This window comes from Paenibacillus sp. NRS-1782 (genome assembly GCF_050467685.1).
Taxonomy (GTDB): domain Bacteria; phylum Bacillota; class Bacilli; order Paenibacillales; family Paenibacillaceae; genus Paenibacillus; species Paenibacillus terrae_A.
Genome location: NZ_JBITPH010000013.1, coordinates 30,210 through 44,839, shown reverse-complemented (window position 1 = coordinate 44,839; position 14,630 = coordinate 30,210). Strand labels below are relative to the sequence as shown.

13 protein-coding genes are annotated in these 14,630 nt (G+C 48.2%); 1 reads left to right on the top strand and 12 read right to left on the bottom strand.

Annotated features, from left to right (window positions below; genetic code table 11):
- Positions 1 to 464: 464 nt before the first annotated feature.
- The 9 genes from ACIFQM_RS05110 to ACIFQM_RS05070 all read right to left on the bottom strand — a co-directional run bounded on the left by ACIFQM_RS05110 (position 465) and on the right by ACIFQM_RS05070 (position 11,611).
- Complete coding sequence (locus ACIFQM_RS05110) at positions 465 to 1,274, bottom strand: SDR family oxidoreductase (RefSeq protein ID WP_430065089.1); 810 nt, start codon at positions 1,272 to 1,274, stop codon at positions 465 to 467.
- 249 nt (positions 1,275 to 1,523) lie between these two features.
- On the bottom strand, positions 1,524 to 2,360 hold the full coding sequence (locus ACIFQM_RS05105; RefSeq protein WP_430044406.1) for a hypothetical protein: 837 nt from the start codon (positions 2,358 to 2,360) through the stop codon (positions 1,524 to 1,526).
- A 12-nt stretch (positions 2,361 to 2,372) separates the two neighbouring features.
- The gene (locus ACIFQM_RS05100; RefSeq protein WP_430044405.1) at positions 2,373 to 3,125 is read right to left on the bottom strand and encodes a vWA domain-containing protein; all 753 of its coding nucleotides are present in this window, start codon (positions 3,123 to 3,125) and stop codon (positions 2,373 to 2,375) included.
- A 74-nt stretch (positions 3,126 to 3,199) separates the two neighbouring features.
- On the bottom strand, positions 3,200 to 5,224 hold the full coding sequence (locus ACIFQM_RS05095; RefSeq protein WP_430044404.1) for a hypothetical protein: 2,025 nt from the start codon (positions 5,222 to 5,224) through the stop codon (positions 3,200 to 3,202).
- A 208-nt stretch (positions 5,225 to 5,432) separates the two neighbouring features.
- Positions 5,433 to 5,708, bottom strand: coding sequence for a WXG100 family type VII secretion target (locus tag ACIFQM_RS05090; RefSeq protein WP_013309990.1), 276 nt, complete (start codon positions 5,706 to 5,708; stop codon positions 5,433 to 5,435).
- A 118-nt stretch (positions 5,709 to 5,826) separates the two neighbouring features.
- On the bottom strand, positions 5,827 to 6,363 hold the full coding sequence (locus ACIFQM_RS05085; protein WP_430044402.1) for a WXG100 family type VII secretion target: 537 nt from the start codon (positions 6,361 to 6,363) through the stop codon (positions 5,827 to 5,829).
- Positions 6,364 to 6,368: 5 nt separating this feature from the next.
- Complete coding sequence (locus ACIFQM_RS05080) at positions 6,369 to 7,211, bottom strand: hypothetical protein (RefSeq protein WP_430044400.1); 843 nt, start codon at positions 7,209 to 7,211, stop codon at positions 6,369 to 6,371.
- Between the two features lie 16 nt (positions 7,212 to 7,227).
- Positions 7,228 to 11,223, bottom strand: a complete 3,996-nt coding sequence (gene essC / locus ACIFQM_RS05075; protein WP_430044399.1) for a type VII secretion protein EssC — start codon at positions 11,221 to 11,223, stop codon at positions 7,228 to 7,230.
- Positions 11,224 to 11,290: 67 nt separating this feature from the next.
- Positions 11,291 to 11,611 (bottom strand): hypothetical protein, encoded by a 321-nt coding sequence (locus ACIFQM_RS05070; protein ID WP_430044398.1) that lies wholly within the window; start codon positions 11,609 to 11,611, stop codon positions 11,291 to 11,293.
- A gap of 393 nt (positions 11,612 to 12,004) precedes the next feature.
- On the opposite strand from ACIFQM_RS05070, the gene ACIFQM_RS05065 reads away from it, so the two are divergent.
- On the top strand, positions 12,005 to 12,244 hold the full coding sequence (locus tag ACIFQM_RS05065; protein WP_081473730.1) for a hypothetical protein: 240 nt from the start codon (positions 12,005 to 12,007) through the stop codon (positions 12,242 to 12,244).
- Between the two features lie 112 nt (positions 12,245 to 12,356).
- Here the strand turns inward: ACIFQM_RS05065 and ACIFQM_RS05060 are convergent, their stop codons facing one another.
- The 3 genes from ACIFQM_RS05060 to rsgA form a co-directional block, all read right to left on the bottom strand.
- On the bottom strand, positions 12,357 to 12,524 hold the full coding sequence (locus ACIFQM_RS05060) for a hypothetical protein (RefSeq protein WP_430044396.1): 168 nt from the start codon (positions 12,522 to 12,524) through the stop codon (positions 12,357 to 12,359).
- A 383-nt stretch (positions 12,525 to 12,907) separates the two neighbouring features.
- Positions 12,908 to 13,246 carry a L,D-transpeptidase gene (locus ACIFQM_RS05055; protein ID WP_430065087.1) on the bottom strand — a complete coding sequence of 113 codons (339 nt, stop codon included), beginning with the start codon at positions 13,244 to 13,246 and terminating at the stop codon, positions 12,908 to 12,910.
- A gap of 86 nt (positions 13,247 to 13,332) precedes the next feature.
- Entirely contained in the window at positions 13,333 to 14,430 is a 1,098-nt protein-coding gene (gene rsgA / locus ACIFQM_RS05050; protein ID WP_430044392.1) for a ribosome small subunit-dependent GTPase A, read from the bottom strand.
- Between the last annotated feature and the right edge of the window lie 200 nt (positions 14,431 to 14,630).

Genomic DNA, 14,630 nt, shown 5'->3' with positions numbered 1-14,630 from the left:
ACTCATATAGAGTGCGACGTACTGCTGTTTCGGGACTATCAGGCCAAGACAGCAGAGATTTCAATCCACGCACTCATATAGAGTGCGACGGAGACTCGCCAATGTCCTCCGGCTCGTCTGGACATTTCAATCCACGCACTCATATAGAGTGCGACTTTTATGTTATAATTAATAATAAAATTAGAAAAATTTCAATCCACGCACTCATATAGAGTGCGACAGCGAAAATACAGCAATTGATACTCTAATGATATCAATTCCATACATTTTAGCAAAAAACGATGCCAAAAAAGCTTGAATCAACCATTGACTTCTACCGAAGTAAGCTGGTTGAATACTTTTCGACAAATTTCGAGGTGCGAAGGACCCGGGGTTTTTATGTGAGCTTCACATTCGCACCTTAACCAAGACGTTACACTCAGGATACCACAAAATATTTTTCCCTCACAGAGAATTCTTTAGTGCTAAAACAATAAGGACTCTGCCCCATCAATCACAATTTGTGCACCGGTGATATGACGCGAATGATCGGAGGCCAGGAACGTTACCAAATCAGCTACCTGCTCGGGTTGCCCGGGACCATCAGCCAGCGGCTGCCCTCCTTCGGGAAACTGAACAGGGATGGTAATCTGCTTTAGCCTTTCGGATTTCTCCGTCGTTTCGTCAATATTGGTCGAGATAGCCCCCGGATAGATGACATTGACACGGATACGGAACTTGGCCAGCTCCAGCGCAGCCATTTTAGCAAATCCGGTTTGACCTGCCTTGGACGTACTGTAGGCTGACATTCCAAAGCTGGTAAAACGCTGATTTCCATTAATAGAGCTGGTAATGATAATGCTGCCGCCACCGTTTTTTTTCAAATGCGGTACGGTATACTTCACCGTCAGAAAAGTACCATCCAGATTCGTAGACAGCGTCTGCCGCCAATCCTCAATGCTCAAATCCTCAATCGGTCCGACAACCCCGTTAATCCCCGCATTGGCAAAAATGATATGCAGCCCGCCAAACAACTCAACCGCTTCCAAGACCGCTTTTTCCACACGCACCGGATCGGCAATATCCACGTCAAAAGCCCGAGCAGCCCCTTCACGTATAGCATTAATCTCTCTCTCCGTCTCTGCAATCCGTTCATTACTGACATCAAAAAGTGCGACATTCGCTCCCTCTCTGGCCATTTGAATAGCCGTTGCCTTGCCAATACCAGAACCAGCCCCCGTGATCAGAGCCGTTTTGCCTTCAAAGCGTGCGCCTCCTGCCAGTGTATAGCTCATATGATCGCTCCCTTTCAGTATCCTGTATAATCACAAGATTACCCAAAAAGGGTTACTTTATAATCACCACTTTTGCGCATTTTTTTGTTATTCCTTTGCGATATTTGAGAAAAAGACTAATAAAACATCAATTATCGCAGTATTTCTTCTGCTTTCTTGCTGACCGTTAGTTTCTTTCTATAGTATTCATCCAAAAAGGACGTTTTACAACCATCAGTATGGATGCATAACGTCCTTGTCTTTTTCCGTTTACCACTGCAATTCAATAAATGCAGCATCATCATCAAGCCCTCCGGTATGGGAGGCATCCAGCAAAACCTGTACCTGCTCATCTGGGACAGGCTCACGAATAGGGTCCAAATCGGATAATCCGTCACTATATACCTGTAATCTCATCGGCATATCTGCGGGTATGCTTCTTTCGTACCAATGAGGCTTACCTCCAATCGGCCCACGGCTTGTGGACCAGCGTTCCGCTGTGGAAAAGGTATGATTAAATAATTCGCTGATCTCCTCCGTCCCGTTCCACAGCCGCAATCGTGAATCTCCTTGCCAGGCAAGTCTGAGACGCCCACGGGTGCCGCGCTTTGGCAGTTCGATTTTACCGCAAATATACATCGACTGGCTTCCCTGACGACGTTTATCCTCCAACACCGAACGCATCAAGCCCGATTCATGCTGCAAAGGCTGCCGATCCAGTTCCTCCGCAGCTGTGCCTGCCAACCGTTCGAGGTATAGCCCCAGTTTATCCGCAGACAGCTCCTGCCCCTGTTCCATCCAATCCAGCAAAGAGGAACCCAAATAGCGGGCTGCAAAATCTCCCTGGTAACTAAGTCCGACACCATCACACAGAACAAAACAACAGACAGATTTATGAATACGCACTGCGGCGAAATCCTGTCCGCTTTCACCCATACTGGCAGATTCGGCAGATCTCCCGTAACCGTAACGGCACATAAAACGGCTATGATGAGTCGATAGTGGCTGATCACCCGTCTGAGAGCTGATGTAGGCAAAACGCTGCGCCAGCCGTGCATTTATTCCCTTCCTTTTGCTCGTGGGGAGCAGAGACAGCAGTGGATTCATGCGTTTTCCTCCTTACCGTACAGGCGTTGCGGCCGACATTTGAAAACCGATGGACACCAGTTCCGGACAGGTTCCAGGCAGCATCATAACTGCTCCCTCACCTAGCTGATAATCTGCCTCATACAGCATTTCCCGATAGCTTTCAGGAAGTACAGAAGACATATTACGCAATTTCACAGCATGTTCATCCTGTAACGGCGTATTATGCGTAAGACCTTTCCAGCGGCGGGGGTCCTGAATAGGCGTTTCCAGTAGTCTGTCCGATAAAAATATGTTTTCCACCAGTACATTGCCGTCCGGTACGCTCATACTCATAATACGCTTGGCAATCGGTTCTGGATCATCACCTGTAGAAACACCATCCGTCATATGACAAACCAAAGGCGCAGGGCAATCCTGCATCCCCGGCAGCTCCGTTTGTAAAATACGCTCGGCTTGCAAGAAAGCCTTTGCCGAATCTGAAAACCGTTTGGGCGTCAAATCGGGCAACGAACCCAGCGCCGCAATTTCATCAATCCCCTTCACACCGTTGAGCAGATCATATACGTCGTCACTATAAGCCAAAATCGCAATCCGATAGCGTGCAGTCAGCCGGTTCCCCTTAGTCGAACGGAAAACCATCTGCCGAATCGCCAGTGATATGGCTTCGTAGACGACATCAATTCGCCGCCGCCCGTCCATAAGCATGTTCATTGACGCGCTAATGTCAATCAGGTAAATGATCAGGGCGGGGGTACGCTGTGAAGCCTGTATGGTATAATTCATCGTTTGCACACGCTCCCCTCAGTTAGCTTCTATCAAACTTCTGCCATTCAATCCATATCTTAAATTATGAATAATTAAATTTTAGGTAGTCTGAAATTCGTATCGCCTAAAAAGTTATAGATAGAGGAAGCGCGATACCCGACTTCGCCTACCGAACGATAATAGGATGGATTACTATCATATAATGCTCTAAAACGATTGGCAAAACCCTTCGCCTTCGCCGTGCTCCCGCCCTCCTGAGAGGCATATGCCTTGTTATACAGGGAAATAAGCTGGAGAACATTTTGTTTGTTACTTGCATGAATGGATGTTTTTTGCTTTTTCTTCGCCTCTGCCGCCGCCTTACGTGCTGTCTCTTCCTGCGCTGCTCGGGCAGCCTGACCCTTTTTCCAAGCCAAATATTTTTCGTACTTTGCCTGCTGATCATACGCTTTTTGCTTTGCCAGTTTGGCGCTTGTCTGCTTGTTTTGTTCCTTTTGAGCGAGGTAGGCTTCATATTTTACCTGCTGAGCTACAAGGGCCTGTTGTTTTTTCTGCTCTTCCTGCTGCTTTTGGGCAGTAAGAGCCTGCTGTTTGGCCTGATGTTCAGCTTCCTGCCGTTGCTTCTCCGTCAGTGCCTTTTGAGCAGCCTCCTGTTCAGCAGCCAGCCTCGCTTCCGCCGCCTTTGCGGCTTCTTCCTGTTTGACTGCCTCGATTTGTCGCTGATTGGACTGATCCGCCAGAATATTCACGGCTGGAATGCCAACGGCCAACAGAACGACAGCCGCCGCCGTTGTGACAATGAACGTTTTGGAGCGAAACCAGGCTGCTGATTTTTCCGGCTGCTCAGGCGGCTTGGGGTTCAACTGCTCCTCCAGCCCCATAATGGCAGCCGATACCTCCACATGCAGAGGGCTGTCGTCTTCTACAAAATGATACAACGACCGATATACCTCCAGGGCCGCAGCAGGCTTGTTTTGCTTCTCCAGTTCACGCGCCTGCCGGAACAGCTTGTCCGTCACCCCACGCTCACCTTGCTCCTGGGCCACCTGGTTCAGTATCGCAGCTTGTTCCGCTTGGAGTGGTGCAACCAAGGAGGCTGCAGCTTCCCCGGACTCACCAGTAGCTAATGCTGCTGCCTCTGTCGCCTTGGTTTCCACCGTGTCTACTTCAACAGGAATCTCTTGCTCGGTAAGTGCATTGAGTACGACCAGCCATTCACCAAAGGTAGGGCAACTGCTCAAATCCTGACTGTCCCAGGCACGGCTAAACAGCTCCACCAGCTTGCTTCCCCAGCGTGATTCCAGCGACTTGCGCAAAATATAATAACGTTCGCAAGGCGTCTGCATTTCATGCTGGTCAAAATAACTTTCGCCCCACGCTTTATCGACCACCACACGGTCTGACCATCCCAGCATTTCACCGATAATAACGGCCCCTGCAAAACGATCCGCATACGCGCTCCATAACCCGCTGTGAACGGTACGGTGCGCAGCATACCCCGGCGATCCTGCTAATAGAGCATCCGGACGATCCATTTTGGTACTGTACATTTGCTCCACATCGACCCATTCTACAGCTGATGTGCCTTCAGGCAGTTCCACTTCAGAAAAAAACGGAAGCATGACATTCGGCGCAGATAAATCACAGTGCGCCAATCCTTTTTGCTCCATAGCTGAGCCGATCCCTGCCAGCGCTCTGGCCAAAGCCAGACTATCGGAAGCCTCAAGCTGCTGCTGAGCTATGAGGCAATCGAACCATGTTGTCCCATGAATCCATGGCATCAGCACTGCATATAGCAAATCAGGCTGCTCGGCGATCAGACTTCCGTTTCTTTCTGGAGTGAGCACAACACGCTTGCATACCTGCAACCCGGGGATATCCCCGTACGCTTCCATATGCTCTGATTGATAAACCATAGCCGGGATACGGAACTTTGGAAAAAACACTTTAAGGGCTTTAGCCTCATGTGGCACTCCGCTTTTAGCATTCAGCTGGTATACGATCCCCTGCCGCCCTGCTTGAGCATAAGCCAAACCGGGTGCAGCAGGATGCCGCCCAACCACATAGGCTGTGCCGTTTATGATCAATTCGTCTCCCGGATTCGGTTGAAAAGACATGGAACATCCCTCTCCTTACATCGTTCAGTATGCTAGTTTCCTCACCTTATTATATGCAATCTGTGGATGGCAAGAAAACCGGGTGTCCGAAGATCGCCCGGTTTTTTCCTGATAACCACTATACCAAATGTACAAACCACAAGAAATGGTTCATATATATTGCTTCTTCATGGAGTGGTATATTATAAGGTGATGCTTATCTCGCATCTTACTTCGTTTGGTCAACCGTACGGAATTTATTAGCGATAGCCGTCAGTTCTTGGCTGATGCTGTTCAAAGTCGTTACGAAAGCTTGCATTTGTTTGCTGGCTTCCTGAAACTCTTGAAAGAAGCGTTGTTTGGTCATACCTTCCCATTGACCTTCCATGCCTGAGATGGATTGTGTCAAGCTGGAAACGATCTGCTGGCTTTGTTCACCGCTTTGTTTAAATTGATTGGCTACCTGATCGACCTGTTCCGGGGTAATTAAAATACGTCCTGCCATATCATAAGTCCTCCTTGATGATAATAAATGTTTTGTTTAACTGGTTCAAATTGTACTATGTTTATTTAATTTTCCACAAAAGGCGAAGGTCCTAATTATAATAAGTCCCGAGAATCTACTAAGCGACAGGCTGATCCCTAACTATAGCCGGGTCAACAAAATACCATTCCTGCGGATTGCTGGAAGACGCCTGCTTCAAAATATCCTGATTCAGCGTAACTGCATCCGACGACTGTACACCAGCAATGGCATGCACGACAGACTGCGGGTCCGAAATCGGACCGCTTCCTTCTGAAGGTTGCCCGGGCAAAATAGACGGCGACTGCTGATTCGACCAATCCAGCATTGTGACGGGTCGTCCTAATGGCTGGCTCGCAAATGACAGAATTGTATGATGGTTGTGGTCAACAGACTGGAACTGTTCTGCCTTTTGGTTCAATTGTGCACCTGATGTATGGAGGTAAGCATGTATCTGCTCCGACATTCGCTTGGCCTGCATCCAATGATTCAAGACCGTCTCACGTGTAGATACATCCCAATCCATGGATTGTAACGCCTGCTCCAACCCTGCTGTTAACTGTTGAATTTGCTCCGCCGCATGCTGTAGCTGCCCGCTAAGCCCCCGAAGCACATCCGGTTCAACTCGAATGCGCATATCCATCACCCTTCTTCTGTCGCTTCTTCAGTTACTGCTGACTGTCGCAGCCAATTTAATAATAAATCCACAAACTGATCTCTTGATGCCATGGCTGCAATAAGCCAATCTCCGTTCCCATTAGAGCTCATACGAAATATCCAGTTCATCGTTGGACACAGGACAAACGCAACCCGCTGTGATTCCCACTCCCTGCCGTTCCAGACCAGCAATTGCAGTTCTCCTTCAGCTATACGGGAACTCAATGACTGGGCAAGTCTCACAGACCCCTCTGCATCTCCGCTCGCCTTGGTCAGTTTGCTTTTAATCTGAGCAACACTGTCTTCTGCAGATTGCTTGTAAATTTCATGAAATGCCTGCTTGGAGAACATAAGCGCGGGAGATTCAGGCACGAGCCGATCTCCCCAGCCCATTTTATCAATCACTGTCTCGCAAGCCTTCTCCACATTACCCAGATCATACAGGCGGTACTCATCGGGTTCATCAACGGATTTTACTAGCTCCACGACACGCTCGTTTGTGCAATGGAGGTAACCTTCGAACTGCTTACCGCCCCGCGAATAGCGTATATGGCAAGCCCGGTTAGATAATCCCGCGATAGCAACCCTCGAAAAAACGGTAGGGGGCATGGCCAACTCAGTTCCCTCGTCTACCCGCTTTAAATAACCCTTTTCCAGAAGAGAAGCTTTTACCTGCTCCCACTCTTCTGCCAACTCTTCTGCCAGATAGCCCTTAAACGGATCTTCCACCCCAAGCAGTCTGTCAGAACCCAGAACGCCTGCCAGGAAAAACAGTTCCTTCGACTTGAGGGTTATTAACTTCTGCTTGGAAGCTTGAAACGTTAACATTATGAGCCACCTCCCTTCAAACTACAACATGCCATCGGTCACGAATTTCCGTTATCCAATCCTCACAGTTCACTTGCTCTGAGAAGGGAATTGCCGCTTTTATCCTGGTAAATTTGCGTCGTACGTAGTATCCCTGCCCAGGGGGTAGGACTTTTAGGCCACCAGCGGTGGTATTCGCTTCTGAATAGGGGATACGAAAGAACGATAAATCATTCGAATCCAGTGTTCCGAAAAGCATACCGCTTTGACTCGCCTTAACATCATTAAACCAGTCTACGCCAAAGGTTGGGAAATCAGATGGCACGCCCGACAGCACGACATGCACATTGCGATCACGCCCCAACCGTACAATGGCGGAGAGCTGATCCTTTATCGTAAAATCGTTCAATTGCTTGCTTAGCATATCCGCATCATCAATGACCAGCAGCAATTCGGGATCATTCCCCTCCTTGTTCCGCTGTTGAACGATATCATACATTTGCTGTACCAATGGACCAAGCTCTTCCTCGCTTTCAGCAGCAGCCTTGACATGAGGAAGATGCCGCAATCGTGATAGTCCCCCGCCTCCGTAGCGGGTATCGACCGTATAGACTTCCAATTGACTTGGCGATGTGTAATAAGCCAGCGATATGATCCAGCTCATCAGGAAAGAGGTTTTCCCTCCTTCCATAGGACTACCGACGATAAAATTAGGACCTTCCTTGAGATTCAGTAAGAAAGGCTCCAGATCGTCACTCTGTAGCCCTACAGGCACCTCATAAGGAAGCGCGCCCGAAGGCCCGCTCGTCCGGTCCCATTGCTGAAGCAGTTCCGCCAACGGGATTCGCTCGGGCAACGGAAGAATGGCTGGAGCGTTTTTGCCCTTCCATTCCTGTACGATACCAGCTATGTTGCGGCGCAACATAGCTGAACGCTCCGTTTCATCTTCTCCGGGTGAAGGCAACGCCGTCTGGAACTCCAGCGGCGGGATATGCCCTTTGACCAAAGCCCGACCCGGAATTAAAGGCCCCAGTGTTTTGGCTGGTCGTCCTACTGCATAATAATAATCACTCGGGTCAGACATTTCAAAAGAAACAGCGTTCGCAATATTACTGCGGAACTTCTCAAACACATCGGTAATCCGATTCGCTGTAATGATAAATGTAATACCGAGACTGCCACCTTCACGCAAAAGAGATTCCAGCAGCTCATTTTCATCTGGATAAGCATTACGGAAATTAAGGTAGCCATCAATGACTACGATAATTTGTGGCACATCCTCCACAGCAGAACGTCGATAAGAGCTTATTGTTTTGACACCAGTTTCGGAAATCATTTCCATACGTACAGCCACCTGCTTGAACAGATAACGGAACAACCGCTTGATCCGGTCGTCCTCCTCTGCCATCATAACAGCACCGATCTGGGGAAGTTCCCCAAAGTCGCGCATCGTTCGCCCCATATCAATGATGTAACCGTTCCAACGGTTCGCATGAAAGCGCTGAGCCACCGACATTAGCATTGTTTGCAAAAAGGTCGTTTTACCCATTCCCGGCATACCATACACTGCCCAATGACCATGATCCAGTGATGCATAAATCGGCTCCTGTCGCTGGTTCGGCAAATCATCAACCAGACCCATGACCGCCTTCAGCTCTTGAGGCGATGTTGGACTGTCCGTTTCTGCGCATGGAGACAAGTCAGTTAAATCCAGCAATTCAGGCAGCGGTGGAAGCCACGGTCCCTGAAGCCGTTTGATCCCTGCCTTGACAGCTTCTTCTGCAATATAATCAATGAATATCTGAAGCTGTTTGGGAGCTTCTTCCCCTTTTAAGCCTGAGTTTGCCCGTTCGCCGCCAGTCAGCAGCGCTTCACGCTTGCCGTTCAGTCTCACCTCATGAACGGGCAGTGCGGAAGAAATATCACTGTTGCCTACATACGGGGCACCACTCCAGGCAAACTGCATTTCTTCAAACACCTCATCACTGCCGACCTGAAAATACCCTCGTCCCGGCTTCGTGATCCATGCAGCATTCGGTATTTTCAACATATCACGGCTGTCGCCTTCGCTCTGCACCCGTAAGCAGATACGGAACCTAGAGTTACTCCAGATTTTATCGTCCACAACACCAGCAGGCTTTTGGGTCGCCAAAATCAGATGGACACCCAATGTCCGTCCAATGGCGGCAATACTGATTAGCTCATCCATGAACTCGGGTTGATCCCGTTTTAATTGTGCAAATTCATCAATAATAATAACCAGATGAGGCAGCGGTTGTGCGTGCCGCTGCCGGAGCAATCTGTAATATTCATCAATATGCTGCAAATTGCCCGCATCGTTTAATATTTTTTGTCGGCGGACCAGTTCTGCTTTTAGTGATATTTTGGCGCGTTCGATCAGGTTATTGTCCAAATTCGTAATCGTGCCCACCACATGCGGCAAATTGACGAACGTATTGGACATGCCGCCACCCTTGTAGTCAATCAGCATAAACGCAAGATCATGCGGGTGAAACTCAGCAGCAAGGGAAGCTACGATGGACTGAATAACCTCACTCTTCCCTGAACCTGTCGTACCGGCGATCAAACCGTGCGGACCGTGTCCCTGGCGCTCGATTTTATCATGCAGATTAATCATGATCTTCTTGCCGCCTGCCCGCACACCCATAGGTACAGGTAATGTATCAGGATAGCGGTTGCGCCGCCACCGTTCTGACACGTCCAGTTCTTCCACACCCGCTACGCTCATCATATCGAACAGTGGCAGCACAGAGGGAATATCCGAAGCCGAGGAACGCTTCAAGCGAATAGGAGCCATATACCGCGCCAATGCATCTGCTTCCTCTCTCGACAGACGATCAGGTTTAAAACTTTGCTGTTCAACCTCCGGTGACTCCGATTTGCGAGCATATACGCCCTGCTCCTTGGAAGCCTCCACGATAAGCTGACATTGCATCGGCAAAGCTTCCTTTCGGGAAGCCAGAACGATGGTACACGCATCAATTGCCCGTCCGTCCTCCAACAGCAACGGGAGCAGCGGTTCTTCTTCAATGAGCTGGCTATCTGATAAAACAACCACATAACAAGGGACCTCCATCCCTTTTCCATGACGTTCGTTGCGGTTGTTTTTACGGCGGTTCAATCTGGCAAACAGAAAGTCGGCCAATTGATGGGCGCTACTGCTGCGGTCTGACATCATCCGCCCAGTTCTGTCATCGTCCCACACATGCGGAAGCCAACGCATCCAATTCCATTCACTTTCCTCACGCTCATCATAAAAAGAAGCGATTTTCACTTCATCTGGTGAGTGACGGACAGTCACCTGTGCCAGAATCACTCTTAATGCTGCAAGAGTATGCTCTCGCTCTCCAACCAGTCCAACTACCTTGGATTGAAACAGCGGCAAGGCAATGGAAGCAGCATCCACCAGACGAAACTCTTCCCCCAATTCATCCGCAGCTCCCAGCAACGGGTCTCGGTCATAGCCGTCCGGGCGTGGGATTTGCAGCTTGATATGAAACGGAACTTGTCCGGTTCCAATACGCACTTGCAAAAAATCCTCATCTTCCGGCGAACGCTCCCAGAGAGAGCTGCTACGGTTTTTTACGATTTGAGCGCAGATTTGCGGGTCACCGTGAATTTCATATAGCGTGCGAATCTGCTCTTCGCGCTTCAATTCAAGCTCTTCCCGATGCTTCTGGAGCTGTTCCCGATACATCCGGTCACGTTCCTCCAGCTTGCGCTTATACTCCTTCTTATTGCTCAAATACACAAAAAAAGGAATGGTATAGGATGTAAGCATCATGACCACAGTAACCATCTGGAACATCAGGTAGTTACTGTTGCCCATCTTGCCTGTTTTGCTCATATATACGTAAAAACCAATCGTTACCAACGTCATCATTAACGGAATAAGTATAGATATAATGGAAAAAGACGGCTTACTCGGCTCAGCCGGAGGCCGTAAAATCTCCAGCTTCTCCTCTCGGAGCGCCGGTCTTAATCTCGGGGAGCGCTGGTATAATACATTCAAGACAAAAGTCCCCCTTTTTGCTTACTATTTCATTTTACCAAGGTTTCATATAATTTCATGTGTGTATTTACCCATTTTTTTCACTTTGAAACAACGAACGCCGTCCATATACAGGAGCTTCGTCCCGGGTTGTCGAAAAAGCACGCTGAATACGCACCGTACAGCCTTCCCGCAGACCCGCTCCGATCAGCAGTTGGTCGTCATCCACTCTGAACCAAAGCCCCTCCGGGAATTTTGCTTCCATAATATATTGCATTCCTTCTGCCGGAGACTCACCAAAAATACGCACACCCAGCATCAGCTTCAAATGATCTACCGAGTATTCATCAGCCACCTCGATGTCAAACCACTCTGTTTCCTGTCGTCCCGAAAGCACGGTCAGGATCATCTGTCATCCCTCCCGATCCTTAATATAAACAGTAAAGCTCACACAAAGAGCCTATTTTCTATGAAAACATGGCTATCGTAACTGTAGCATCCACCTATTAGACTGTCAATTTGTTACAAAATACCCACTCGCACTATAAAATCATGACTTTAGTTGTATTTTTATATCTTAAAAGAGTCATATGAATCAATAAACTATATTTTCAGAGTTTTGTAGAATTCGCATATACGTCATTTTGTCGATGGGTTAAACCAAATTCGATTGTTTACCAGAGTATTGTGAACACTTTGTAAATTTTTCAGACCTTTATGTTTTTATAAGGTGTTTTTAAGGTAATTTTAAGAAACGGGCTCTACAATAAAGCCATGAAATAACTCAAGCGAGGTGATTTTTGTGAGAACATTAATTACATTTCAAAACAAACGTATTCCCGTATACTTCAACCAAGAAAACAAACAACCTGTACAAAAAACATTAAAACTTCTTAGCAACACTTTGGAGAACAAAATCTCCAGAGGCAAGCGTGCCCTTCAAAAATGTCTTAACTCTTTGATCAGTATAGAAATTGTTGGTTGTGAAGCCATCCTGCATAGCGTTAGTGAAAATGATTCATTGGCACTGTCCCTCTACTAAGAGGGACTTTTTTTTGTTCCGAAATCATAGCAAAAAAGAGAGAGTGACTTTGCACCCTCTCTGTATCAGCGGCTTTGAATCATGATACATGTAACTAGCCGAACCTATCTTTTTATAGCAATCTGCTTATAGTTTTCTTTTGCGATAACCTTTTTTTGCTGCCTCGTTCCAACTGCTGCGCCTTCTCAATTCGTATTCTAAACAGCTCCACTAAATTAGCGCGTGTATGCTCTTCCCGGCAGTTGTCCAGCTTTTTCAGGATAAAACGGTCAATGGACATATGACTCAGGCTCCTTTACAACATGCTACCCCTGCATTTCAAGGGAATGATCAGACTATCCATTTTTAACCATTCCGCTTGTGGTTTAAACATGTAAGCAACCTGTTGGATAAAGTAGGCTGGAACCTTTTATACACTTTGTTGTTGCTGACAATTCTGTCTGCATGCAGCAGAGAAAAAGCCTCTACCCGCAGTATAGCCCAACATGAGGCTGAGGCCCGCGCCTACACTTACCGGCAACCCGAACCAGAATATGTCCTCCCTGGATGAGCGAGCTGCCAATCGCACCCCTGTACATCTACAAAGCGACAGTTATGTCGAAATAACAGGCAATGAAATATAGACAGAAAAACCGTAAAGGTCACAGAGCGGCTTGTCGGTCACTAAGGCTGTATGGTGACCGGCGTGCCAATGCTCACCTTTTCCTGAAGCTCCAGCACATCCTTGTTCTGCATACGTATGCAACCATGCGACACCAGCTTGCCAATGGACCAAGGCTCATTGGTGCCGTGGATGCCATAATGCGGCTTGGACAGCCCCATCCAGAACGCTCCGAAGGGGCCGCCAGGATTGGGCTGTTTGTTGATGATGGTAAATTGTCCATACGGCGTCTGTGTAGCAATTTTACCAATACCGACCGGATAACTAAGTACAGTCCAATCTCCATCTTTTAAATACAGACGACGATCCGACAAACTCACCACAATACTATAATTCGGCATATACTCACCCCTCTACAGGATATGCCGACCACACCGCAGATTCTCTTGTGATTTTTACAAATAACCTTTCTTCATCTCATCTCATCTCACCACTCCACATCACGTCTCCAGCCACTTCGATTACCGACTCGGCCCTGATTTGTGCTTGAACGTTGATCCTTTTTCCGCCGATCTGCTTCTTTACGTGCCTGATACTCCAGCTCCCGCTGCATTTTGCGATAGCTGTTCACCCTGGATTCAGATAGCTCACCACGCTGCACAGCTTCCTCTACCGCACATCCCACTTCTCCCTGATGCTTGCAGTCTGCAAAACGGCATTTTTGTGCCATTTCCGTAATATCCGCGAAGGTATTAGCAACCCCAGTGGAATCATCCCACAGATTCAGTTCACGCATTCCCGGCGTATCCAGCAGAACGGCTTGCTTTAATATGGGGAACAACTGTCGGTGGGTTGTCGTATGGCGCCCCCGACTGTCCTCTTCCCTCACATCCTGTGTAAGCTGAACTTCGGCCCCGGACAGCCAGTTCACAATTGTTGATTTGCCGCTGCCGGATGAGCCTGTCAAGGCAACTGTGCGTCCGGGTTGAAGAAACGCCTCCAACTGCTCTCTCCCTTCGTTCTGCAAAGCGGAAATAACGATGACAGGCACACCAGGCGCAACCCCCTCCGCTTCTGCCACCCGTTCTTCCACATCGAAACAAAGATCGCTTTTGCTCAACACAACGACCGGATCAACCCCACTGTTCCACGCCATAATTAGATACCGCTCCAGCCTGCGCACATTAAAATCGTGATTCAGTGCATTGACGAGAAAGAGGGTATCTACATTAGTCGCAATCAGCTGCTCCTTCGTCTCAAGGCCCGCAGCCTGCCGAGATATCCGGCTTTTACGTGGCAGCACGGCATGAATCACTGCGTCCGAGACTCCATCAGGCAAAGTGACAGCTACCCAATCCCCTACAGCCGGCATTTCCGCCGGATCGACAATAGCATGTCTCAGCTTGCCGGAAACAGCTCCCCAGCGTTCTCCATCCATAGTCATAAGCTTTACTTTTTGACCGTAATCGGCAATCAGACGGGCAGGGCGTACCTGTGTATTTTCTGCGTGTTCTCCAAAGCTTTGCTTCCATTGATCCCAAAAACCGTTCCAGTAATCAGACCAACCGTATTCATGTATGCTCATTGTTCTCCTCCTGTGAATCATCGTTTATTGCTGATGTTAAAAGTTGATGCTTTTTTATTTTCGTGTTACTCGGTGCTTGTAAATGTTCTCTCCCGCGAGCAAAAAACGCAAAAAATCCGCAGGGAAAACCCCTGCGGAGGGTGTATAATTCAAGCCAAGGCTATCCCAAGACCCTAATCATAAAAAAATCCGCAGGGAAT